Origin of the sequence: Amphritea sp. (assembly GCF_048266285.1) — a bacterium.
In the GTDB taxonomy this organism is placed as follows: domain Bacteria; phylum Pseudomonadota; class Gammaproteobacteria; order Pseudomonadales; family Balneatricaceae; genus Amphritea.
The window spans coordinates 1-24,683 of the sequence record NZ_JBLWZV010000017.1 but is presented as its reverse complement, the minus strand read 5'-3'; the positions used below and the strand labels follow the sequence as shown (position 1 = coordinate 24,683).

Annotated in this window: 23 protein-coding genes; 21 read left to right on the top strand and 2 right to left on the bottom strand. The window is 47.2% G+C overall.

The window, feature by feature from the left end; genetic code table 11:
* The first annotated feature begins 4 nt into the window (after positions 1-4).
* The 15 genes from lspA to thiO all read left to right on the top strand — a co-directional run bounded on the left by lspA (position 5) and on the right by thiO (position 15,380).
* Complete coding sequence (lspA, locus tag ACN0T0_RS15605; protein WP_417227683.1) at positions 5-499, top strand: signal peptidase II; 495 nt, start codon at positions 5-7, stop codon at positions 497-499.
* Positions 500-510: 11 nt separating this feature from the next.
* Positions 511-954: an FKBP-type peptidyl-prolyl cis-trans isomerase gene (locus ACN0T0_RS15600; protein ID WP_417227682.1), complete on the top strand. Its 444-nt coding sequence runs from the start codon at positions 511-513 to the stop codon at positions 952-954.
* A 111-nt stretch (positions 955-1,065) separates the two neighbouring features.
* On the top strand, positions 1,066-1,587 hold the full coding sequence (pilV, locus tag ACN0T0_RS15595; protein WP_417227681.1) for a type IV pilus modification protein PilV: 522 nt from the start codon (positions 1,066-1,068) through the stop codon (positions 1,585-1,587).
* Positions 1,584-2,291, top strand: a complete 708-nt coding sequence (locus ACN0T0_RS15590; protein WP_417227680.1) for a PilW family protein — start codon at positions 1,584-1,586, stop codon at positions 2,289-2,291. Before pilV (ACN0T0_RS15595) ends, ACN0T0_RS15590 begins: the two co-directional genes overlap by 4 nt.
* Complete coding sequence (locus tag ACN0T0_RS15585) at positions 2,291-2,866, top strand: pilus assembly PilX family protein (RefSeq protein WP_417227679.1); 576 nt, start codon at positions 2,291-2,293, stop codon at positions 2,864-2,866. The genes ACN0T0_RS15590 and ACN0T0_RS15585 overlap by 1 nt, the downstream gene beginning before the upstream one ends.
* 4 nt (positions 2,867-2,870) lie before the next feature.
* A complete protein-coding gene (locus ACN0T0_RS15580; RefSeq protein ID WP_417227678.1) occupies positions 2,871-5,705 on the top strand; it encodes a pilus assembly protein in 2,835 nt (944 codons plus the stop codon).
* Positions 5,705-6,145: a type IV pilin protein gene (locus ACN0T0_RS15575; RefSeq protein ID WP_417227677.1), complete on the top strand. Its 441-nt coding sequence runs from the start codon at positions 5,705-5,707 to the stop codon at positions 6,143-6,145. The genes ACN0T0_RS15580 and ACN0T0_RS15575 overlap by 1 nt, the downstream gene beginning before the upstream one ends.
* Before the next feature lie 11 nt (positions 6,146-6,156).
* The gene (locus ACN0T0_RS15570) at positions 6,157-6,648 is read left to right on the top strand and encodes a GspH/FimT family pseudopilin (protein WP_417227676.1); all 492 of its coding nucleotides are present in this window, start codon (positions 6,157-6,159) and stop codon (positions 6,646-6,648) included.
* Positions 6,649-6,879: 231 nt separating this feature from the next.
* Positions 6,880-7,368, top strand: coding sequence for a GspH/FimT family pseudopilin (locus ACN0T0_RS15565; RefSeq protein ID WP_417227675.1), 489 nt, complete (start codon positions 6,880-6,882; stop codon positions 7,366-7,368).
* A complete protein-coding gene (pilV, locus tag ACN0T0_RS15560) occupies positions 7,359-7,808 on the top strand; it encodes a type IV pilus modification protein PilV (protein ID WP_417227674.1) in 450 nt (149 codons plus the stop codon). Before ACN0T0_RS15565 ends, pilV (ACN0T0_RS15560) begins: the two co-directional genes overlap by 10 nt.
* Before the next feature lie 3 nt (positions 7,809-7,811).
* A complete protein-coding gene (locus ACN0T0_RS15555; RefSeq protein ID WP_417227673.1) occupies positions 7,812-8,768 on the top strand; it encodes a PilW family protein in 957 nt (318 codons plus the stop codon).
* Positions 8,765-9,214 (top strand): pilus assembly PilX family protein, encoded by a 450-nt coding sequence (locus tag ACN0T0_RS15550; RefSeq protein ID WP_417227672.1) that lies wholly within the window; start codon positions 8,765-8,767, stop codon positions 9,212-9,214. Before ACN0T0_RS15555 ends, ACN0T0_RS15550 begins: the two co-directional genes overlap by 4 nt.
* Before the next feature lie 31 nt (positions 9,215-9,245).
* Entirely contained in the window at positions 9,246-13,799 is a 4,554-nt protein-coding gene (locus ACN0T0_RS15545) for a pilus assembly protein (protein WP_417227671.1), read from the top strand.
* Positions 13,796-14,191, top strand: a complete 396-nt coding sequence (locus ACN0T0_RS15540; protein WP_417227670.1) for a type IV pilin protein — start codon at positions 13,796-13,798, stop codon at positions 14,189-14,191. Before ACN0T0_RS15545 ends, ACN0T0_RS15540 begins: the two co-directional genes overlap by 4 nt.
* Positions 14,192-14,288: 97 nt before the next feature.
* The gene (gene thiO, locus ACN0T0_RS15535; protein ID WP_417227668.1) at positions 14,289-15,380 is read left to right on the top strand and encodes a glycine oxidase ThiO; all 1,092 of its coding nucleotides are present in this window, start codon (positions 14,289-14,291) and stop codon (positions 15,378-15,380) included.
* Between the two features lie 54 nt (positions 15,381-15,434).
* Here thiO and nadE read toward each other — a convergent pair whose 3' ends face one another.
* Both nadE and ACN0T0_RS15525 read right to left on the bottom strand, forming a co-directional pair.
* The gene (gene nadE / locus ACN0T0_RS15530) at positions 15,435-16,268 is read right to left on the bottom strand and encodes an ammonia-dependent NAD(+) synthetase (protein ID WP_417227666.1); all 834 of its coding nucleotides are present in this window, start codon (positions 16,266-16,268) and stop codon (positions 15,435-15,437) included.
* A 161-nt stretch (positions 16,269-16,429) separates the two neighbouring features.
* Positions 16,430-17,359 carry an outer membrane protein assembly factor BamD gene (locus tag ACN0T0_RS15525; protein WP_417227664.1) on the bottom strand — a complete coding sequence of 310 codons (930 nt, stop codon included), beginning with the start codon at positions 17,357-17,359 and terminating at the stop codon, positions 16,430-16,432.
* A 187-nt stretch (positions 17,360-17,546) separates the two neighbouring features.
* Here ACN0T0_RS15525 and rluD point away from each other — a divergent pair, with 187 nt between their 5' ends.
* From rluD to clpB, 6 genes are all read left to right on the top strand, one after another.
* Positions 17,547-18,515 carry a 23S rRNA pseudouridine(1911/1915/1917) synthase RluD gene (gene rluD, locus ACN0T0_RS15520; RefSeq protein WP_417227662.1) on the top strand — a complete coding sequence of 323 codons (969 nt, stop codon included), beginning with the start codon at positions 17,547-17,549 and terminating at the stop codon, positions 18,513-18,515.
* Positions 18,512-19,237, top strand: coding sequence for a peptidoglycan editing factor PgeF (gene pgeF, locus ACN0T0_RS15515; protein ID WP_417227661.1), 726 nt, complete (start codon positions 18,512-18,514; stop codon positions 19,235-19,237). Before rluD ends, pgeF begins: the two co-directional genes overlap by 4 nt.
* Positions 19,238-19,324: 87 nt before the next feature.
* Entirely contained in the window at positions 19,325-19,552 is a 228-nt protein-coding gene (locus tag ACN0T0_RS15510) for a FeoA family protein (RefSeq protein ID WP_417227659.1), read from the top strand.
* Positions 19,552-21,504: a ferrous iron transport protein B gene (gene feoB, locus ACN0T0_RS15505; protein WP_417227657.1), complete on the top strand. Its 1,953-nt coding sequence runs from the start codon at positions 19,552-19,554 to the stop codon at positions 21,502-21,504. Before ACN0T0_RS15510 ends, feoB begins: the two co-directional genes overlap by 1 nt.
* Positions 21,505-21,520: 16 nt before the next feature.
* On the top strand, positions 21,521-21,679 hold the full coding sequence (locus ACN0T0_RS15500; protein ID WP_417227655.1) for a FeoB-associated Cys-rich membrane protein: 159 nt from the start codon (positions 21,521-21,523) through the stop codon (positions 21,677-21,679).
* Between the two features lie 143 nt (positions 21,680-21,822).
* Positions 21,823-24,399: an ATP-dependent chaperone ClpB gene (gene clpB, locus ACN0T0_RS15495; RefSeq protein ID WP_417227653.1), complete on the top strand. Its 2,577-nt coding sequence runs from the start codon at positions 21,823-21,825 to the stop codon at positions 24,397-24,399.
* Positions 24,400-24,683 lie beyond the last annotated feature (284 nt).

The following is a 24,683-nucleotide window of genomic DNA, read 5'->3' as shown; positions in this document are numbered from 1 at the left end:
TGCCGTGAGTTCACCTCGTACTGCGTTGCCTTGGTTGTGGTTGGCAGCCGCTGTGATTGTGCTGGATCTGTTGACCAAGTATCAGGCCAGCCGTCTGTTACCCTATGGTGTGGCGCATCCTCAGTTGCCGGTATTTGATCTAACTTTGTTGCATAATACAGGGGCTGCGTTCAGCTTTCTGGCGTCAGCCGGGGGCTGGCAGCGTTGGCTGTTTGCGCTGATCGCCTTGGCGGTGAGTGCCGTTTTGGTGGTCTGGCTAGGCCGTACACCTCGGCAGCAACGGTGGTTAGGTGCAGGTCTTTCGCTGGTGTTGGGCGGAGCTTTGGGTAATCTGTATGATCGGGTGGTGCACGGATATGTGGTCGATTTTATCTCGTTGCACTATAACGGTTATTACTTTCCCGCCTTTAATCTGGCAGATACGGCGATAACGATCGGTGCGGGCATGCTGATTATCGATATGTTATGGTCTTCCGATATTGGCAATAAATCTAAATAAAGGTCTGAGCTATGTCACAACATATGTCACCACAGACAATCGCACCTGATGCAACGGTTACGCTGCATTTTGCTATTAAGCTGGCCGATGGGCAGGTGGTTGATTCCAACTTTGAGAGTAAACCAGCCACTTTTGTGGTGGGCGATGGTCAGCTGTTAGATGGCTTTGAAAAAGCACTATTAGGCATGAAGGCCGGCGATGAGGCGGTGATTGATATCCTGCCTGAACAGGGCTTTGGTATGTCCAACCCTAGTAATATGCAGCGTCTGCCGCGCAAGCAGTTTGGCGACATGGTGTTGGAGCCAGGGCTGGTTGTTTCGTTTGCTGATGGTTCTGACAGTGAGCTTCCCGGTGTGGTTGCTGAGTTTGATGAACGTATGGTCACTATCGATTTTAATCACCCTCTTGCGGGTAAAAATCTAAAATTTGAAGTTAAGATTTTGACAGTTGAATAGCTTAAACTATGCTTCAGGTCAGGCATTCGCATCATAAGGCGATTGTCTGACTGGTGTTTATTGCCATAGTTAGATACAGTGTCACTTATTAGTTACAGCATGGATGTTGTGGTGAACAGACAAGGACGTGGGTTAAATCATTCTTTTTTCGGCCGAATTTTTTTTCGGTACGAACCTCGTAAGTCGTTTTTCTCCTCTGCCGAACGTGGCGTTACTCTGATTGAAGTGCTGGTTACACTGGTGCTAGTTGCTATTGGTTTGTCTGGCATGATGGTGATGCAAGCCCGTGGTGTGCAGCAGAATCAAAGCGCTTATTTGCGTACACAAGCGGTTATGATGGCCAGTGATATGGCCGACCGAATTCGTCTCAACCGTCAAGCGGCCTTGGCTGATGATTATGCCCTCAAACTTTCCCAAACTGTCAATAACTTCAAAAGCACAGCCGGCTTAGCTGCCGGCCGAAAATTGGCTTACAACGATATCTTCGATTGGTTAGGGCGAGTCTCTGCTTACCTTCCCGATGGAGATGCGACGATCTCTCTAACAGCCCAAACTATTACTATTACAGTGAACTGGAATGGTCGTCGTGACGATGCTAAAACATCGAGCTATCAGCATGAGGTTGAATTATGAATATCCGCCAGCAAGCCTCTCGCCAATCGCAACAAGGTTTTACGTTAGTCGAGTTGATGATTTCATCGGTTATCGGCTTGTTACTGACCACCGCTATGCTCGCAGCGTTTGTTGCTTCTTCACGTACTTATCAGCTACAGGATGCAATGTCGGAAGTGCAGGAGGACGGGCGATTTGCCATGAACATACTCATGAGAGATCTACGTCAAAGTGGTGTTGATTCTTCATCCGATGAGACCGTGGTGGGGATTGAAAATACCGCAAAGACGGTCAAAGACTTTGAAGGTGAATATGGGGATTTAGTCATCACCCAGAGCAGCATTAAAAGTAACATTATTTATCTGCCTGGGTTAGAGGGAACTGGCGTGACCTACTATGTGGGTGATACAGGCGTTGGCCGCATTTCTCTTTATCGCAAGAATCAACCGTTAGTTGAAGGCGTTGCAGGGTTGGCGTTTGAGTATGGGGTCGATAGCAATAATGACGACTTAGTGGATAGCTATAAAGTCTTCGCGGATATGTCAGCGGCGGACTGGGAAGATGTTATTACCGTGCGTTTTAGTTTGCTGGTGAGTAGTTTTGGCAGCGGGGTGACAGATCAGGCTCAAGTATTGATTGCTCCTTTTGATGGAGTGGATACCTCTGATCGGCGGCTTTATCAGGTTTATACAGCAACAGCGATGCTTAGGAATGCGGTGCTCTGATGATGGTTAAAGTAAACCGGTTGATGGTGAGGCAGCGGGGTGCGACATTAATTGTTGCGTTGATTCTATTATTAGTAATGGCCTTAATGGCTTCGACATCTTTGAAAAGCAATGTGCTGCAGTCGCGCATGACGGCCAATATGCAGGACGAAACCGTCGCTTTTGAAGCTTCTGAAACGGGGCTGTCTTATTCTGAGCGATGGCTTGCCAGCCAAAGCTCAACCCCAGAGTTAGTGCAATTCAGTGACCTCAAAGCGGGATTGTCTAACTTCGTGATCGATAGTCGCGGTAGCAGTGAACTCAAAAATAAACTATTAGATTTAACGTCGGTCAGTCAATGGGAAGTTGGCGCGCAGGCGGTAACAGCATTTAATGCTGAGCCGTTAACCTCAGTGCATGAGCAGCCGAAGGTGTCGCTTGAGCTGACAGGCTTTACACCGGATGACAAAACTCAAGGGTATAACTACGGCGAGACCTCGGGGGTGAGTTTATTCCGTCATCTAAGTCGTAATACGGGCAAGAGTGGTGAAAGCGAAGTCATCCTCCAAAGTGAATATCGTAAACGTTTCAGGTGAGACTATGAAGAGAACAAGGATGTTAAGGCTAATTGTTGCTGCCTCTGCAATAGTAGCTACCTCGGCTATTGCTGCTGATTACACTATTAGTAATGTACCGATTGATGTAGCAGAAACAGCAGAGCCTAATGTTATGTTGCTGATGGATACTTCGGGGAGTATGGCTGATCGCCCTAGTGGTTATTCTTCAGGTAAAACTAAAATGGCGCAGGCTATATCGGCAGCTACAGCGGTTGTCCAATCCGGCGATGGTATGCGTATTGGGCTAGCTAGATTGAATGATGATGAGGGAGGGCAAATTGATCTCAGCTGTGGTAGCACAAAAGATCAGTTGATATCAAAGCTGGGTACATATAGGGCAGAAGATTGGACGCCAATCGCTGAAGCTTATTATGAAGTGACGCGATATTTTAGAGGTATGGAAGGGCATTTTTCAAATTACCTTTTAACTAATCAGCATTGGGTTGGCTCGAAGAGGAGAGGCCATTATGAATACGATAAAGTTTATGGCACCTACGAATCACCTATTACCAGCCAATGCCAGAAAAATTTCACGGTTGTGATTACCGATGGTGAACCCTACTATGATGATGATTTTAATAACTTAAATGATCCTGATGATCCTGATGATAAACTGCCGAATTGGGATGAAAGTGATGACGATAGAAAAGTTGTCAAAACTAAAAAGGGAAACTATTACGCTTCTAGTGGTGAGTGGTATTACTTAGATGACTTAGCAAAATTCGGCTGGGATACGGATATGAGCAGTTTGTCGGGCCTGCAAAACATGTATACCTATACAGTGGGCTTCGATATTGACTTTCCCATGCTGGAGGATGCCGCTGAAAACGGACATGGAGAGTATCTTATTGCCGGTAATGAGGATGAATTACTTACTTCACTGAGAAGTATTTTTGCCGATATTAGTCGTAAGTCCTTCAGTAGTACTCGCTTGAGTGCTAACAGTGGTTATGTCTCCAGCGGGCTTGATATTTATCAGGCGAGTTTTAATACTACGGATTGGAGCGGTGAATTAAATGCTTATAGCACGACGGTGAATAGCTCAACGGGTTTGTTAGAGGTGAGTGATACGCCTTCGTGGGAGGCGGCTGAGGAACTACCTACCCCCGCTAGCCGCGTTATCTTAACTAATAGAGGCAACAGCGGACTCGCTTTCCGTTGGAATCGTTTTACGAGTGACGAGAAACAAGCATGGTTTAATCAACATGAGAACCAGCTGAACTATATTCGTGGTGATCATGTTTCCGGTTATCGCAGTCGCAATTCGTTACTCGGGGATATCGTCCACTCAAACCCTATCTATGTCGCTAGCCCTTCAGCTTATAACAGTTCGGCTAGTTATCGTGCCTTTAAAAAGACTTATGCTTCCCGCGAGCCGATGATCTATGTCGGTGCAAATGATGGCATGCTGCATGGCTTTCGCGCTTCTGACGGTAAGGAGTTATTAGCCTATATTCCATCGGTGTTGTTGCCTGGGCTAAGTGAGTTGACAGATACCGAATACACGCATCGATACTATGTCGATGGCACGCCAACGGTTCAAGATGCTTATATTGATGGAGCATGGCACACGCTGTTAGCGGGTGGGCTGAATGCTGGAGGACAGGGTGTGTATGTTCTCGATGTAACCAATCCTAGCCGTTTTTCAGAAGCCAATGCTAATGATATTTTTCAGTTAGAGTTTACCGATGCGAATGATGACGATATGGGTTACAGCTATGCTCGTCCCGCTATTGTTAAGTTGCGCGATAACAAGTGGTATCTTGTTTTCGGTAATGGTTATAACAATACCGTTAATGATGATCACACCAGTCAGTCAGGTGATGCTGTTATCTATCTGCAAGGATTGGATAGCGGCTCCTCCTTGATTAAATTGTCCACCAATGTCGGTTTAGATGAAGCCCCTACAGGGCTGGATCGCCCGAATGGTATGTCGACCCTTGCACCGGTCAGTGATGATGGGCAAACGGTCAATGTTATTTATGGTGGTGACTTATACGGTAATGTTTGGAAGTTTGATCTGAACGATGTTGATCCTGTTAACTGGTCATTGGATTATAAGGTCTTTCAGGCGTGTACAAGCACGTCCTGTAATGCTGATGAGATTCAGCCAATCACTTCACGCTTGGCGGTATCAGAGAATGCATCCGGCGATAACATGATCTATTTTGGTACCGGTAAGGATTTTGAATTTTCTGATAAGTCAGCGACAAGTCTGCAAACATTTTACGGCATTGTAGATAGCGGTGCTGAGATTACTTTGGGGCGCGGTGCGTTACAACAGCAATCTATCTATGCCCAAGGGTTCTACTCTTTTGACGGCGAGAGTCGCGAGCTGAGATTGACAACCAATAATAGTCTCGATAGTTCTGATCAGGGCTGGTATATGGATTTACAAACGCCCAATAGTACAGGTACTCCTGATCAGTTAGGTGAGCGAGTGTTGAGTACACCGGTACTGCGCGGGTCTCGAGTGATCTTTTCAACCCTTACCTATACCAATGATCCATGTGAGGCGGGTGGATACGGTTGGGAAATGGAGTTAAATCGCTATACCGGCAGCCGTCTCAGTTATGTTTCGGTGGATTATAACCGTGATGGGGATTTCGATGACGATGATAAGGTCACTGATGCTGATGGCACTACCAAAGTAAGTGCCTCAGGTATGCGAGCAGGAAATGGTACCGGAGTGACGGAGTTGGTTGATGGCGATGGTCTACAGCGTATCCATAATGATGATGAGCTCGATGTCGATCGTGTTCAATTAGCGCCAGAAAATACGGGTCGTGCTAGTTGGCGTTACCTGGAGCGTAACTGATGGGCCTGTCATGTTCGCGCTCTACACGAGGCTTCACCTTGATAGAGCTGATGATTGCGGTGGCGATTGTTGGGCTGTTAGTGGCGATAGCTTATCCTTCCTATATGCAGCATATTCAGAATAGCTGGCGAGAATCCGCCCGGTTATGTTTACTGGATATGGCGCAACAAATGGAGCGCCGGTACGCGGCTGATCTCGGTTATAACTTAGTTGATGCCAATGGCGATAAAAATGATGATCTATTGATGGCTTCGTCTTGTGTCACCGAGGGAGATATGGCTACCCGATATCAATTTAGCGGTGGCCCGAACAAAAATGGCTTTAGTGTGCTAGCCAGACCTATTGGTGGGCAAGCTTCCGATGAGTGCGGCTCGCTGGGGTTGGATCAATCAGGAAAGCAGACCGCGAGCGGATCGGCTGGTGTAGCGGGTTGTTGGTGAGTGGAGCGTATATGAACATTAAAAAGCAGATGGGATTTACGCTGATTGAGTTGATGGTTACGTTGAGTGTACTGTTGATTCTTATTACGGTGGGTGTGCCATCGCTCTCGGGTTATCTTCATTCTCAGCGTTTAAATACCGTTACTCAATTATTAAAAGACAGTTACAGTCAAGCACGTTACCAAGCGGTGACAGGCAAGAAGTCGGTGACGCTGTGTCCGCTTGATCCAAACGCTGGAACCTGCGGTAATAGCTGGGATGATGGCATTATGGTTTACATTGATCAGAATGGTGACGGGGCTTATGCTGCGACGGACGATTTACGTCTCAGACAGGTGGATTTCCCTGCTGGCGTAAGTGTTTCCATTGCGGGTCGAACTCAAGTTCGTCTCAGCGCCGCTGGTACAACGGCGGATACTGGTACCTTCACAATTTCCGTTACAGGTAGTACATCACAAAAAACGCTGGTTATTCACTCTTCGGGACGTATTCGGTTAGGCTGAAACCCCTTCCTATTCAAATATAAGCGCTAAACCAGTTACAGATATTACTGAATTGGTTTAGTCTTATTCTGTTAATCATCATTGTTTGACATCTATACACTGTTTTGGGTAGCCCTAAAGGACTAATAGTTGCTCGTTTGACTAAAATATAATCAATACAATAAGCAAAAGGAGCTTGCTTCAATCTATACTGTTCATAGATGAATGGTATAAGGTGGTCTTTTGTTAAAAATGAAACAAACCGGGTTTACTCTGATTGAGTTGATGGTGACGCTGGTAGTCTTGGGGATTTTACTTGGGGTTGGTATTCCAAGTTTTAATTCCGTTATCGAATCTAATACGCTTCGGGCAGTGGCTCATAGTGTAAATACCGCGACTCAGCTGGCACGGTCTGAGGCCCTTGATAAGCGTACAAATGCTGCGGTCTGCCGTGCAAATGCTGCATTTACCGCCTGCCAGTTTGGTGCCGACTGGAGTAGTGGCTGGGTGGTAGTGACACAGCAAGGAGCCGATTTGGAAACAGCAGCGGATGTGACCGTTGTTAGAATGTGGGAGGCGGTTGCTATTACCGTGTCAGGCGCTGCTAACGGTCTTGTGTTTGAGCGTTCAGGCAGGGCAACAACGACTGGGAGTATTCAGATTCAAAATAGTAGTGACAGTCGTTGCCTTTCGGTAAATGGTAGCGGAAGCACAGCGTTGCAAGAAGGTGTATGCCCATGATATCAGGCTATAAGGTTAAGCGAGGAGCGGCTGAAAGGGGATCGTCACTTATCGAAGTATTGATCGCGGTTGTTATTATTTCGGTCGGGTTGCTCTCGGTTGCAGCATTACAGACGATGGCACTGAAAAGTAATAATGGCTCCTATAATCGCTCCCAAGCAACCTTCTTAGCCTATGATCTCGCCGATCGTATAAGAGCGGCGCCTAATTCAGCCCTTAATGGTGATTATGATAATGGTCAAGGAGGTGACCGGGCCGAGTGGGATGGAAGAGTTGTTGCTGCGCTAGGTGTGAACGCTGTAGGAAGCTTGCTATTAGATAAACCCAATAGAAAAGCAACCATTACTATTGGTTGGAATGATAATCGAGCTCGTATCCGGGGCGAAAATGATAACAGTGATAGTGTGTTGACCAACTTTAGCTATCAGATGGAGTTTTAATTGATGTTGGCATCGATACCTAACAAACGAGAAAGTGGCTTCAGTCTGATAGAGCTGATGATCGCTCTGGTTTTAGGTTTATTTATAATAGGTGGTGTTTTAGCTGTTTTCATGAGTAGCTCGGCAAGTTTTAACAGTACTGCCGCGTTGTCTCGGGTGCAGGAAAATGGTCGTTTTGCCTTGGAAATATTGGCAGAAGATTTACGTAATACTGGTAATAGGAGTAATTGTTGGGGAGATGTTGTTGATGTAATTAACACTGCCGATAGTGATTATGAAGCGGATGCTTATGATTTGAATAATCCTATCAAAGGCTGGACTGATGCTGCCGGCGAGTTTTTTGTCGGTGATTTAACGGGTTATCAGGCGAATACTGATCTTGTTATTGTCAAACATGCTGCTGATGCTTCTGGTGTTGTTCTTTCAGCCAATATTGATTCAACTGATACAACATTCCCGGTTACTGGTGGGGTTGTGCAGGGGGCGATTCTTCTTCTATCCGATGCGGCCGGGTGTGATCTATTTCAAAATACGGCCGCCACCAATAGCGCTTCTGTTAAGCGTGGTAGTGCTACGGGTGATGCTAAGATTGGTAACAAGGCGGTGTCCGGTCAGCCATTAAGCCATGCTTATATTAGTACTGGCAGTACGGATATCTCTCAGCTCTCTAGTGCTTTGTATTATGTTGGGAGCGGGGCGTTTTCGGCTACTGCGTTGAGGAGCGTTCATTATGATAATGGTGTGGCGAATGATGAAGAGTTGGTCGAAGGAGTTACGGATTTAGCATTTCTTTATGGTGTAGTCTCTGGGGCTAGCTCTGCTGTGGATTATACGTCAGATGCCGACGTCGTTTCTGACTGGGATGATGTTGTTGCTGTGAGGGTCAATGTTACTGTGCAAAATGAGGATATTATTCATAATTTCTCGACCACCGTTGCGCTGAGGAATCGATTGCCATGATATATGACCGCGTCTCTGTATATAAAGAAAAGGAACGAGGGGCTGTACTTATTATCTCCCTCATCTTTTTATTAATTTTATCCTTCATTGGCATAAGCTCAATGCAAGGTACTAGCGTGCAGGAAAAAATGGCGGGTAATCTCCGCGACAGAAATTCAGCGTTTAGTGCTGCAGAGGCAGCGCTAAGGGAAGGTGAAAGCCAAGCTCGGAGCGACTATTTTGCTGGGACATTAGATGCGGACAATTCCAGTAGTGGTACCTATGCTTCCTCGTTTTCGGCCAATGAAACACCATCGTGGGATGCAGAGTTACTGGCCGATATCTATGTGAGCACATCTATGGATGCAGAGCCTTCAGGGGCTGTGATTAAGGTGACAGCATCGTCGAACGGGTTATCTGGGCAATCCGAAGTGCAACTCGAATCAATATACGTAGTGGAAGAGTAGGTTTGCCTACGACACTATGGAGGACTTTTCAATGAAGCGTTTAATCAAACAACGTGAAGATACAAATCGGTATTTTTTAATTAGCGCTGTTGTTGCTGTTGCCAGCATGTTGTCACTTCCTAGTGTTGCTTCTACCGTAGCTCAGGTACCTCTATTTTTAGGTCAGGGTAATGTACCCGGGAATTTAGCCTTAGTGCCTTCAGTCGAGTGGCCTACGGTTTTGAGTGCGGCTAACCTCGGTAACTATGATGAAAATAGTGAAAGCATTGGCTATTTTGATTCAAAAAAGTGTTATCGCTATCAATACGATACCGTAGAGGCAGATAGGCATTTTTATCCAGTTAGTACTACGACTAATTACAAATGCCCGGGCGATGTCTGGAGTGGTAATTTTTTAAACTGGGCAACGACCCAGACGATAGATCCTTTCCGTTGGGCGTTGACAGGGGGTTATCGTGTTAAAGACACCGTCACTGAAACTTGGGTAGAAAAAGCTCGGCATAGCGGTCAAAATAACTATTTTGATGATCGATATTTGAGTGGTGCATCCGTCGTTAATAATGCCACGCCATTTTCCACCAGTACCTTTAGAACAGACGTTGGTGGTTTAGGTAATCAGATGCATTTTACTCTGCCTTCGGGTCATGGGTTTTCTAATACGACAACGGGATCGTCTTATGCTGTTGTGTTAGAGGATACCGATTTTAGCTCTGGTTGGTCGAATTACTCAAGTGGCAACGTAATACGCAGTTCAACACAGTCTTATGAGTCAGGAGGGTATTCGCTTAAAAAAATAGATAATAATGATCCTAATGGCGGTTATAAAGGACTGTCATCAACTGTAGATTTCGACGGCTTTGTTTTTGAAGGTTGGATCTACCGACCGACAGTGGGAACGCAAAGTGGTCAAAATGATCGTTTAGCTCTGTCTGATAGTAACGCTAATGGTTATGGTCTGAGCATTACAGGGAATAGCATTCGTATTGAAAAGCGGAATAGTGGTTCAGGTAGTACGATCAGTAGTAATGTCTCTTGGACACGCCCCACTGATGAATGGTATCGGTTTGTTTTTGAAAGTGAAGTTGGTGACAAGCTTAAGTTAACTGTTTATAACAGTAGCGGATTAGAATTGGCGACGGTTACTAGCAATACAGATACTAGTTATAGCACCTTTAATCGATTGTATGTTCACGGCGGGCATGAATATTATGTTGATGCGTTGCGGGTTGTTTCATATTCAGGATCTGGTTCAAGCTCTATTGCTTATGATCCAAGATCAACTAATACTTTTGGTACAACGGTGCGGGTAAAGGTTTGTGACTCCAGTGTTGGTGTTGAAGATAATTGTAAGCAATATGGTAGTAACTGGAAGCCAGAAGGGCTGATTCAGCGCTATTCAGACAATATTCGTTATAGTATTTTTGGTTATCTGAACGATTCAAATTATCTTAGAGATGGTGGTGTTCTTCGAGCCCGGCAGAAATTTGTTGGGCCCGCAGAGTTAGACCCTACCTTGGGAATCATTGCAAACGCTAATAAGGAGTGGGATCCGGATACTGGGATAATGGTTCGAAATCCAGACTCATCTGATGCGACAGATACAAACACTTATTATGGTACTTCTATCTCTGATAGCGGTGTACTTAACTATCTGAACAAGTTTGGTCAGTTAAATAATAACTCTTTTAAAAGCTATGATCCTGTGAGCGAACTGTATTATTCGGCTCTGCGTTATTATAAGCATCAAGGAAGCATTGACGAGTATTATACAAAAACACCAGCACATAATTCATCGCCGGGTAGTACCGAGAGAACGAAATGGGTGGATGGTTTCCCGGTTATTCGTAGCTGGGATGACCCCATTCAATATGCTTGTCAAAAAAATGTCGTTTTGGGTATTGGCGATGTGAATACCCACAGGGATAAAAACTTGCCGGGTAGCACCAGTGGCGTTGATGAACCGACAAAACCGACAGAAGTCTCTAGTGACTCGACGGTCAATGTAATCACAGCGACTAATAAAATTGCAGCACTTGAAGGTATAAGTATTAGTACCGGTTCGAATTATTCTGGCCGAAATAACTCTGCGTTTATGGCTGGCCTTGCTTATGATGCCAATACCGTCGATCAACGCCCGGTTGATTTTACCGGTACACAAACCATTCAAACATATTGGGTGGATGTTCTAGAAAATGAATATTTACGAAATTCTAAATATAATCAGTTTTGGTTAACAGCTAAGTATGGTGGTTTCGTCGTACGTAAACATCCTAGTTGTTCTTATGCAAGTTATACTCCGACGGGAACTGAGTGTAATGAACAAAGTTTAGGTGATCCTTATTCACGAACAGCCCCGCTGCCTGAATGGTGGTGGTATACCAATACAGATGTGTTAGATCCTGATGAATCAGGTAGTAATTATAAGAGAGCGGATAACTTTTATACTGCAGGTGATGCTCGCAAAATGGTGGATGGTTTAACGGATGCATTTGCTTCAATTGCGGCTTCGGTTAAAGGTGCAGCCTCCGCTTTGACCGCTAATAGCGCCCGTCTCGATACTGACTCGGCACTGTTTAATGCGTTGATGGATTCGACGCTGTGGTCAGGTGACCTGACGGCCCTTGAAATTAGCCCTTCGGGGGTGTTGGCTACGGCTAATACTTGGAGCGCCGCAGATACACTCGATGCCGTGGCTGAATCTGATTTGGCTAGCCGTAAAATATTCACCAGCACCTACGCCGTGGAAGATTCGAGTACTGGAATAACACTGAATACTGGTGGTGTGAATTTTCAGTGGTCTGATCTGTCATCGGAACAGCGGGAGATGCTAAGAATCACTCCCGCGAGTGGTCCGTTGACTACAGAAGCGCTTGCTCAGCAACGTTTAGATTTTTTGCGCGGTAGTCGCGCAGAAGAGCAAACACTGACTAATACATCTAAGCCGTTTAGGCGGCGAGGTAGTCGTTTAGGGGACATCGTTAACTCTTCACCTCAATACGTTTCGCAGAAAAATTATGGCTTTAGTAGTTTAGGCGCACCGTTTACCACTGCGACACGTGAGGCTTATATTACCTATCGAAATTCGTCTACCTACACGAGTAAACCACCGATTATATTAGTAGGTGCGAATGACGGTATGTTACATGGATTTGATGGGACTTTAGGCAGCAACGGCGGTAAAGAGTTGTTTGCTTATGTACCTTCTGGTGTATTCAGTAATCTCTATGAGTTGGTCGATCCTGACTATGGGCACCGCTATTACGTTGATGGTGTTCCCCGTAGTTATGATGCTTGGTTTGCCGCATCCGACGTTACATCGGGTGTGACCGCTGGGTGGAAAACCGTTACTGCGGTAACCTTAGGCGCAGGTGGTGCTGGTGTATCTTTGTTAGACATTAGTGACCCTGAAAATATGACCAAGGATGACGTGCTTTGGGAGTTTAAGCATGAAGATATGGGGGCTTTGATTCAGCAACCATTTATTGCGCCTCTGCCCAATGGCAAGTTTGGTGTGATCGTCTCGAGCGGTTTTTCTCACGGAGCAACCGAAGGACATATCTGGATATTGAATGTGGCTAATGGGTCAATTATCAAAGATCTAGTGGTGCCGACGACCGGAGGATTGGGACAACCTTCTGTGATTGACTTAAACCGTGATGGCATTATCGATAGAGTGATTGCTGGCGATACACTGGGTAATGTTTGGCGTTTTGATATGAGTGGATCATTACCTTCATCGTGGACTCCGCCATCAGGCTTATTGAGTGGGACCACTCCGGTGCCATTTTTTGTGGCAAAAGATGTTAGTGGTAATGTCCAGCCGATTACTGGGCCAATTAATACCGCTTTTGATAGTGGTGGTCGTCACATGGTGTTGTTTGGTACCGGTAGTTACTATCAGAGTAATGACAACGATGTTGGAACATCGCCTCAGGTTCAAACACTTTATGGGGTGTGGGACACCGGTGAAGTTATTAGTGGTCGCGGTGGTCTCTTGAAACAAGAAATCCTTTATGAAGGTACGATCGGAAGTAATGGGGTTCGTGTGACGAGCGATACCCCTTTTGATTACACTTCGAATAAAAAAGGCTGGTACTTGGATCTTGAGTGGTCAACTTCGAATGGTGGGCCTGGAGGCATAGGTGAACTTGTTAATACTCGGCCGGTTTTGCGTATTGGGCAGGTATTGTTTGCGACTAAAATTCCTTCTTCAGACCCCTGTGCGGCTGGAGGCAGTAGCTGGATTATGTCACTGGATTATGAGTCAGGCGCTGCGCTGGATAACACGACATTTGATTATAATGGTGATGGTGCATTTACCGTTGATGATTTAGTCGATGTACCAGTAACGGACATCAATGGTAATACTACTACTGAGTCGACAGTCGGTTCAGGTGTTATGCTTAATCAGGGCGCTGGTGGGTTTACAAACCTAGGAGATGGTTCTTTTGTGAAAGAAGCAGATCCAACTACTGGAGGGACTGTTAGGGCTTGTTTGAGTAGTAGCAGTAGCGACAGTATTAGCTGCCCCGAATTTAATGGAACGTTTAGCGAAGGACGGAAAGGTTGGAGAGAGATTCGATGATTCAAATAAAGCAGGAGCAAGGCTTTACATTAATAGAGCTAATGATCGTTGTCGCTATTGTTGGAATTATTTCTGCCATTGCTTATCCTAGCTACCGTGAACAGGTGGCTCAAAGTCGGCGAGTTGACGCTCAGGGAAGCTTAACCTCTTTAGCTCAATTCCTCGAGCGGCATTATACAGTGAGTGGTGCTTATACCGGTGCAGCTCTGCCGTTTAACGAATCGCCTAGAGATGGCACGGATAAGTATTATGATTTGTCTGTGCCAGCCTCTACAGCCACAACATATACGCTTCGGGCGGCGCCTAAAAATGGCATGGCGGGTGATCGGTGTGGCAACATGACGCTTACCCATACTGGGCAAAAAGGTGCTGCTGAGACGGATTGTTGGTGATTTCTACTGGTCTGTTCTCTTTCAGAATAAAAATACGCGCCTAGGGCGCGTTTTTTATATACTTGTCTCTCTTTTGTACAAACCATAAGGCTTAGAAATGTCTGACTACCTGATAATTGGTGCAGGTGTGATAGGAATGCTGACGGCTAGAGAGCTGGCTCAGTCGGGTGCGAACGTCACGCTGGTGGAGATGAATAATTGCGCTCAGGAGGCGTCTTGGGCGGGTGGGGGGATTGTTTCACCGCTTTACCCTTGGCGTTATTCTGATCCAGTCACGGCGTTAGCGACCTGGTCTCAGAGTAGCTATATCCATCTATCGCAGCAGTTACTTGAGGAAACCGGGCTAGATCCTGAGTTGCGTCTCAAGGGGATGTTTATGGTCGGAGTGGATGATGCCGATGAAGCCCTGGCTTGGGGGCGTCGATATCAAAAACCGATGGAGCGGGTTAGCAGTGATTTTCTTTATCAAAAAGAACCTAATTTGGCGCCAAACTGTGATTCAGCATTGTGGATGCCAGAGGTGGGAAGTATACGCAACCCGCGCTTAGGTCGTTCTTTACGTCGGAGTATGGAGATCACTACGAATATTGATTTGGTCGAACAAAGCCGCGTGATGAATCTTATCGTCGAGAATGAAGCGGTTATCGGTGTGCAGCTGGCGGATCGAGCACTTTATGGTGATAAAGTTATTGTCGCTGCAGGGGCTTGGAGTGGTGAGTTGCTGGCACCGTTAAACATTGAGTTGCCGGTTGAACCGGTTAAAGGTCAGATGATGATTTTTAAAGCCCCGGTTGGGCTGATTAATCGTGTAGTGCTGATGCAGAACCGCTATCTGATACCCCGTAATGACGGACGTATTCTGGTGGGCAGCACATTGGAACGCGTGGGTTTCGATAAGCAGCCCACTGAAGACGTAAAGCAGTCGCTTTATCAGACTGCGCTGAATATCTGTCCAGCCTTGAAGGATGTTGAGTTAGAGCATCATTGGGCGGGTTTACGGCCAGGCTCCCCTGAAGGGGTGCCTTATATTGGCGCGGTGCCCGGGTATGATAATTTATATATTAACGCGGGCCATTACCGTAATGGTTTGGTGCTGGCACCGGCCTCTACTCGTTTGTTGGGAGATATCCTGTTGCAGCGGCAGCCGGTGATTGATCCCGCGCCTTATCAATTGATGGGGCGTGTGTAACCTAAAGCGTAAAATGAAAAAGGCCTCAAATGAGGCCTTTGCTTTGTCTGTTGGTTAATCGTAGAGGGTGGGCGTAGGTTGGCGTTTATGCTGGGTTTTAAGGTAGATACTGATTAACTTATCTTCAACTTCCTGGCTGACCGGTTTACCCTCGAGAAAGTCATCTATCTGGTCGTAGCTTAACCCCAACGCCGCTTCATCGGCTTTTTGTGGCGCATCGCATTCTAGGTCTGCAGTTGGCGTTTTGTGAATAAGCTGTGCCGGTGCCCCTAGGGCTTCTGCTAACGCTCGAACTTGGCGTTTGCTCAAGCCAAATAGAGGGGCGAGATCGCAGGCACCATCACCATGTTTGGTGTAAAAACCGGTGATATTTTCCGCTGAATGATCGGTTCCCAACACAAGACCACCCAGTAGACCGGCAATTTCATATTGTATGGCCATACGGACACGGGCTTTTACATTACCCTTCGAGAAGTCGATATGGGCAGGATTGCCGGCATCAATACCGGCCGCTTCAAGGGCGCTGAGGGTGGCTGAATGGATGCCGTCGGCGCCGGGCTGAACATTAGCCGTGAGGCAGGTTGAGGGCGCTATAAAGGAAACAGAGGCCTGAGCATCCTCCTCATCCTGCTGTGTGTTATAGGGTAAGCGCACCGCGATGAAACGATAATCGTTGCTGTTACTTTCTTGATTCAGTTGCTTAATTGACAGTTGCGCGAGACGGCCACAGGCCGTTGAATCTACCCCGCCGCTAATTCCTAGAACGAGATGTTTGCAGCCACTGGCAAGCAGTTTGTCTTTAATAAAATCAATTCGGCGTTCGATCTCTGCTGCGGTATCGATCTGAGGTTTAACCTGCATCGCTGCAACAATTGAAGCTCTGTCCATTATCAACTCTCATGGTCTGGGTGTGGGTCTGCCATTCATTCTAAGTGAAAATCTGGGAGGCTGTGAAGTGCTTTTTTTGCGGGTTTGGGTTTGCACCATGATTGGGCAGCGTTGAGTATAAAAAAGGCGCCGATTGGCGCCTTGTGTAACGATTAGTGCAATTATTCAGCGGTTTTTTCTTCGCTATCGAACAGACCGAATGTCAGACGACTAAACCAAGAGCGCTCTTGTGTTGTCGCTGGTTTGTTCTGAGGCTGTTGCACCGGGCGAGATGCTTCGCTGTTTCCAAGCAGGCCGAAGGTCGCGGTATTCAGCAGTGATTCTTTTTTCGCCAGTTGGATGTTGGATTGATAGTCGGGGAAGTTGGCATCCAATACGGCTTGTGAATCTGCCGCAAGATCCGTCATGCCTAGTTCGTTATAAGCCAGTACCATCACGGATAATGCATCCGGTACGGCAGGCGTTTGCTGATAATTCTCGATGACATAGCGCCCACGGTTCGCCGCAGCCACCCAAGCTTCACGCTTAACATAGTAGCGGGCGACATGCATTTCGTGAGTTGCTAAGCGGTTTTTCAGATACGTCATCCGCTTTTGTGCGTCGGGCGCATACTGGCTATTCGGAAAGCGAGAAACCAACTGTTGAAAGCTTTGGAATGAGTCGAGCGCGCTACCGGGATCCCGTTGTGTTTCATCGATGGGTAGGTACTTTTCGAAGAAGGTACGGTCTTTTTCAAAAGCGGTTAGGCCTTTGAGGTAGAGAGCATAATCCAAGTTTTCGTGGTTAGGGTTGAGACGGATAAAACGATCCGCGGTTGCCCTAGCCGCTTCGGGCTCATAGTTTTTATGATAGGCGTAGATCAGTTCAAGCTGGGCTTGCTCTGAGAATTGGCCAAAAGGATAACGGGCTTCGAGGAGTTGCAGCTTTTCAATGGCAGCAACGAAGTTTTCTCCCTCAAGCAGAGTAAGAGCTTCCTGATAGAGCTGTTGTTCAGGAACATCCGGGGCCTCTTTCTCGTCACCACCAAACCATGAACAACCCGATGCTATCAGGGTGATCGAAATAATTGCGAGCAACTTTGCCAGGCGCATAAACATTTATCCTGCTATAAGTGAGAGTTTCCCGTGAGTTAACAGCGGCTACTGTTCGTTTCGGGTATACTGTGCAAAATTAATTCGGCCTATTTAACCATAACCGAATGGCAAGCCAAAGCGTCTCTGCGTTTTCCTTGCGATTAAAGCCCATATTTTCTTAATTTTTCCGAGAGTTAGATAAACCATGACTGAGAAGGTTCAACTTAGCGCTACAGTATCTGATGATCTGATTGGCAAACGATTAGATCAGGCTGTCGCCGAACTTTTCCCCGATTACTCCCGTTCGCGGCTGCAAGGCTGGATTAAGGATGGTTTTTTGACCGTTGATGGTCAGGTAAAACGGCCCCGGGACAAATTATTTGGCGGTGAACAGCTAGAGGTTGATGCCGAGCTTGATGTCATCGATCAGTATAAGGCGGTTGAGATGCCGTTGGATATCGTCTATGAAGATGACGATATCATGATCATCAATAAACCGGCTAACCTAGTGGTTCATCCTGCGGCAGGGCATTGGGAAGATACACTGCTCAATGGTTTATTGCATTATTGCCCGGATATCGCGCAGGTGCCTCGGGCGGGTATTGTGCATCGTTTAGACATGGATACTACCGGGTTGATGGTGGTTGCCAAAACGATACAGGCACAAACTGAACTCGTCTCTCAGTTACAGGATCGCTCGATGGGGCGTGAATATGAAGCCGTTGTGGCGGGTGTTATGACCGGCGGTGGAACGGTTAATGAGCCATTAGGTCGCCATTCCCGTAACCGTCAGAAAATGGCGGTGGTTGGTTTAGGGAAAGAAGCGGTCACACATTACCGTGTATTGACTAAGTTTCGTGCCCATACGCATATTCGCTTAAAGCTGGAAACCGGGCGGACGCATCAGATTCGCGTGCATATGTCTTATATCAACTATCCACTGGTTGGTGATCAGCTCTACGGAGGTCGTTTCCGTTTGCCTAAGGGAGTGACGCCACAACTGCTGAACAAGTTAAAAGAGTTTCAACGTCAGGCGCTACATGCGAAACGTTTGGAGTTATTTCATCCCGCTACCGGTGAGCTGATGTCTTGGGAGGTCGATCTGCCGGAGGATATGCAACGGCTACTGAATCGTCTTAAGAAAGATGCGGCGAATCACGAGACTGATCTGTGACATTGATTTCTGCCGATTGGTCAGCGCCACCGCATATTCGAGCCCTAACAACCACGCGGTTGGGTGGCTGTAGTGAGGGCGTGTATCGCTCGTTAAATCTCGGTGATCATGTTGGTGATGCCCCTGAGCGAGTAGCGGCAAACCGTGAATTGTTGAGACAGCAATTACAATGGCAAAAGAAACCACAGTGGTTGTCACAAGTACATGGCACTGGCGTGGTGAAAGCCAGTGGTGCCGGGGTTGTTGAAGCGGATGCCTGTTGGACGGATGAGGTCGGTCTGCCCTGCGTAGTGATGACCGCAGATTGTCTGCCCGTTTTTTTCACCGACACGAAGGGGGGGCGAGTTGCCGTGGCTCATGCGGGTTGGCGAGGGCTTGTCGACGGTGTTCTGGAGCAAACTTTAACGGTTTTCCCCGACCCTGCCGATGTACTGGTTTGGCTTGGCCCGGCGATCGGCCCAAAGGCGTTTGAGGTTGGCGATGAAGTGCGATCTCAGTTTTGTGATGTTATCGCGGCATCCAACCGCGCCTTTGTTGCAACGGCTACTCCTCATAAATGGTTAGCAGATCTTTATCAGCTTGCTCGATTGCGCCTAAATGCCGCCGGTGTTCAGCAGATTACGGGTGGGCAATATTGCACCTTCTCTCAGACTGAGCAGTTCTTTTCATATCGCCGTGAGGGTGTGACGGGGCGGATGGCGAGTATCATCTGGATTACCTGATCTGAGTCAATGGAATTATATCGTCGGCGGTTGATTAATTTTGACTCGAGTATGATAATAATTCTCATTAACTTTTGAGATATTTCGATGACGCTAATCGAATTAAAAACCCGTCAGCAGGCGCGAATAAAAACGATCGCGGGGCCTGATGCGTTACGCCAGCGACTCGTTGCCTTAGGCGTGCTTAAAGGGTTGAAAGTCACCGTTGCAGCCACCTCTTTACTGGGTAATCCCAGAGTCTACTCTATCGGTAAACAACAGATCTGCCTGCGAAGCAAAGAAGCAAGCCATATTGAGGTGGAGTTGCAGCCCTAATGTCTGATTATCAACCATCCTATACTGTTGCGCTTATTGGTAACCCCAACTGCGGGAAAACCTCACTCTTTAATCAGCTAACAGGTGCTCGGCAGCGTACCGGGAATATGGCGGGTGTTACCGTCACTAGTCGCGAAGGTCATAAAGAGTGGGGAGGGGTTGAGTTTCATTTTATCGACCTGCCGGGTATTTATTCGCTGGCGAATAGTCGGGTCGAGGAGATGGTTGCCCGCGATTACCTAATTGATAGCCCGCCCGATCTGATTTTGAATGTTGTCGATGCGAATAACTTAGCCCGTAATCTCGCGCTAACGTCGCAGCTGTTAGAGCAAGGCCTGCCCGTTGTTATTGCGCTGAATATGCTCGATGAGCTGGAAAAACAGGGTGGTAGTATCGATATTGCGGAGCTGAGTCTCGGCTTGGCTAAGCCCGTGATGGGCAGCGATGGGCGCAGTAATAGCCATATATCGGTGTTGATGGATTTGCTGTTGGAAAACGTCGAGCAACCGGAGGAGCCTCTCGTCATCACTTATGAGCCCCATATTGAGAGTGCTATTTGTGCTTTGGAGGCGGTTGATTTGACCCGTTGGCAAGCGGTTCGTTGGTTGGAATCCGGTGGGAGCGTTGCGCTTACTAATGATAAGCAGGTGGCAGTCGGACAACAAATCCGAGAAATGCTCGCCAGTCGTCATGATGAATCCTTAGCGGAAATGATAGCCGAAGGGCGTTATGGCTATATTCATGGTTTATTACATAAAAGTAGTAGTGAGCATCAAGATCAGTCTGCCGCCGATCATTGGCTTGACCGTCTGACACTGAACCGTTGGTTAGGTGTGCCGATTTTTCTCTTCCTGCTTTGGCTTATGTTTGAAGCAACCTTTACCTTGGGTAGTTACCCGGCCGATTGGATAGATTCAGGGGTTAGTTGGGTGGGGCAACAAGTAGGCGCGTTGATGCCCCCCTCACTGTTGAAAAACCTCATTGTTGAAGGGTTGATTGCAGGAGTTGGCGGAGTGTTGGTGTTTTTGCCAAATGTGGTGTTGCTGTTCTTTTTCATCGCTTTGCTGGAACAGAGTGGTTATATGGCTCGAGCGGTATTTCTCACGGATAATTTGATGAGTAAAGTCGGCTTGCATGGTAAAGCTTTTGTGCCATTGGTCATGGGGTTTGGCTGTAATGTCCCGGCGATTATGTCTGCGAGAACTATTGAAGAGCCGCGTGCTCGGCTGATCACTATCTTGATCAATCCGTTTATGAGTTGCTCTGCCCGGTTGCCGGTGTATGTGTTATTGGCGGGAATCTTCTTTGCTGATCATGCGGGCAGTGTCCTATTTGGTTTATATATGTTGGGCATTTTAGTGGCGTTTACGGTCGCGGCATTGCTGGCTCGTACGATTAGTTCACAGCATGATGAAACTTTTATTATGGAGTTACCGCCTTGGCGTTTTCCTTCCGGACGCTCAATGCTGCTGCATGTTTGGGATAAGGCATCTGATTTCTTGCGTAAGATCGGTGGTGTGATTCTGGTCGGCTCTGTCCTCATCTGGTTATTACAGAGCTTCCCGATGCAAGGCACTCCGTGGTTGGAGCAGCTAGGCCATTTTGTCGCACCGTTGTTTGCGCCGATGGGGTTCGGTTGGCAGGAGACGGTCGCTCTACTGTCTGGTTTTATTGCAAAAGAGGTGATTGCTGCATCGCTAGTGGTTGTTTATCAAACCGATATGAATGATATGACCGGACTACAGGCCGCCTTGGGGAGTGCGCTAGCACCGGCATCGGGCTTAGCGTTAATGGTATTTACCTTATTGTATATGCCTTGTCTTGCTACCATCGCAGCTATTCGGCGAGAAACGGGGAGTTGGCGTTGGGCGGGTGTATCAATATTGATGGGCTTGGTGCTGGCTTGGACGGGGTCTTGGTTAGTATATACCGTGGCTTCATTGTGGATATAGTTAGGAGGGTGGCGCTATGACACTGTTCGACTGGATAGTATTGGTGATTGTGGTGGTGTTACTCGGGGCATGGTTTTCCCGTTATCTCTATCGTACCTTCAGCCGTAAATGTAGCAGTAACGGTTGCAGTAATTGTTCGGGTTGCGGCAGTCGCAAGAAAACCTCGTCCAAATAACGTTATAAATATATAAGCAATTACTCATATAGCCTTGAATTCCTCCCGATCTACCCATACTTAGATGAGTAAGAGAACGCAGCCCTCCGTCAGCTTTATTCAAAGCGCATAACAGGTAGGGTGAAACAGATCAGGAGGGGACAATGCAACCCGAACGTTTTACAAGTAAATTACAATCAGCCCTAGGGGATGCTCAATCCCTCGCGGTGGGCAAAGATCATAACTATATAGAACCGGTTCATCTTTTGTTGGCGCTGCTCGACCAGCAGGGTGGTTCTGTAAAGCCTTTGTTGGCTAAGTCTGGCGCCAATGTTAATCAAATTCATTCAGCGGCACAGCAGCTGTTCAGTGATTTACCGCAAGTGGCTAATAGTGATGGGGAAGTGCGCTTTTCTCCTGCCATGGGTAAGTTATTTAATCTGACCGATAAGCTCGCCCAGCAGCGCGGAGATCAATACATTGCCAGTGAGCTTTTTGTGTTGGCGATGCTGGAAGATAAGAGCGGTGTCGGTAAACTGCTTAAAGCTGCCGGTGTAACAAAGCAGCAGCTAGAGCAAGCGATTGGACAAATGCGAGGCGGTGATAGCGTGAATGACCAAAATGCAGAAGAAAACCGGCAGGCGCTGGATAAATTTACCGTAGACCTTACTGAAAAAGCTGAATCAGGCAAGCTCGACCCTGTCATCGGCCGGGATGATGAAATTCGCCGGACGATTCAGGTGCTACAACGTCGAACCAAAAATAATCCGGTATTGATTGGTGAGCCGGGCGTTGGTAAAACCGCCATTGTTGAAGGTTTAGCGCAGCGGATTATTAACGGCGAAGTACCTGAAGGGCTCAAGAATAAGCGCGTGCTTTCTTTGGATATGGGCTCGCTGATTGCCGGTGCTAAGTTCCGAGGTGAGTTTGAAGAGCGGCTTAAGTCGGTTCTTAATGAGCTGTCTAAGCAGGAAGGTCAGGTGATTCTCTTTATTGATGAGCTGCATACGATGGTCGGTGCCGGTAAAGGTGAAGGCTCAATGGATGCGGGTAATATGCTCAAGCCTGCACTGGCGCGGGGTGAATTGCATTGCGTCGGTGCGACAACGCTTGACGAATACCGCCAGTATGTCGAAAAAGATGCTGCGCTTGAGCGTCGTTTCCAAAAGGTGCTGGTGGATGAGCCAAGTGAAGAAGATACCATTGCTATTCTTCGGGGCCTAAAAGAACGTTACGAGATTCACCATGGGGTGGATATTTCCGACTCAGCGATTATTGCTGCCGCAAAACTGTCACAGCGTTATATCACTGATCGTCAGTTGCCGGATAAAGCGATCGACCTGATCGATGAAGCGGGTAGCCGCATTCGTATGGAGATCGATTCCAAGCCTGAGAGCATGGATCGTCTTGAGCGACGTTTAATTCAGCTGAAAATGGAGCGTGAAGCGCTTAAAAAAGAGAAAGATCAGGCTGCAATTAAGCGTTTAGAAGAGCTGCAGTCCAATATTGATGTGGTCGAAAAAGAGTATTCAGACTTAGAAGAGATTTGGAAGGCCGAGAAAGTCGTCTTACAAGGCTCTCAACAGATCAAGGAAAAACTGGACCAAGCGCGAACCGAGTTAGAACAAGCCACGCGTTCAGGTGATCTGAGTCGTATGTCCGAATTGCAGTATGGTGTGATACCCGAGCTGGAAAAACAGTTACAAGCCGCTGCCGATGTTGAAGATCAGCCTCAGCAAAATCGGCTCTTGAGGAACCGAGTTGGTGAGGAGGAAGTCGCAGAAGTTGTGTCCCGCTGGACAGGTATTCCTGTGTCGAAAATGCTGGAAGGTGAGCGTGAAAAGCTGTTGCGCATGGAAGATGCGCTGCATAAGCAGGTCATCGGTCAGCAAGAAGCGGTGCGTGCGGTATCTAATGCGGTACGCCGTTCTCGGGCAGGCTTATCGGATCCTAATCGCCCCAACGGCTCATTCTTATTTCTTGGGCCAACCGGTGTTGGTAAAACTGAACTATGTAAAGCCTTGGCTGGTTTTCTGTTTGATACTGAAGACGCGATGGTGCGGATCGATATGTCCGAGTTTATGGAGAAGCACTCTGTCGCTCGACTTATTGGGGCCCCTCCAGGGTATGTGGGTTATGAAGAGGGTGGTTATCTAACAGAGGCTGTACGACGCAAACCTTATTCCGTGTTGCTGCTGGACGAAGTCGAAAAAGCGCATCCAGATGTTTTCAATATACTATTACAGGTATTGGAAGATGGTCGGCTGACTGATGGTCAAGGGCGCACCGTGGATTTCCGTAATACCATTGTGGTGATGACATCTAACTTAGGCTCCGATCTGATTCAGAACTTTAGTGATGATGACGATTACGACTTAATGAAGAGTGCGGTGATGGAAGTTGTTGGTAATCACTTCCGTCCAGAGGTTATCAACCGTATCGATGAAGTAGTTGTTTTCCATAGTTTACGTAAAGATCAGGTGAGAGGCATTGCAGAGATTCAGCTGAATCGTCTGCGCCAACGACTGACTGAGCGAGAGCTAACATTAACACTAACATCAACGGCAATGGATAAGCTGGTGGATGTAGGTTTTGAGCCGATCTATGGTGCTCGTCCATTAAAACGAGCTATCCAGCAATGGATAGAAAACCCATTAGCGCAGGAGTTGCTAGCGGGTAACTATCTACCCGGTTCAGAAATTGGTGTTGATGTTGAAAACGGGAAGTTTACGTTTCGATAAAAATGACTTGGAGCTTTAATGCTAGCGAGGGGCTTGGTTAATTAGCGATAGAAGCTTAGTTCTTGGTTAGAAAAGCAAAATATGAAAACCGCCGAGAGGCGGTTTTTGTGTTTTGATAGGGTCTTCTTCCGGTTGCGATGGGCTTTAGGCCCTTGGTCCAGAGACCAAAGTCAGCGGATTAGCCGCGCTTGAGTTGCTTTTTGTTTAAAAAATAATCTTTTTCACAAAATCTTAACTTTTTCGTGCTGATCCTGTTGACTCATTGGCTGTGCGGTGTAGAATGC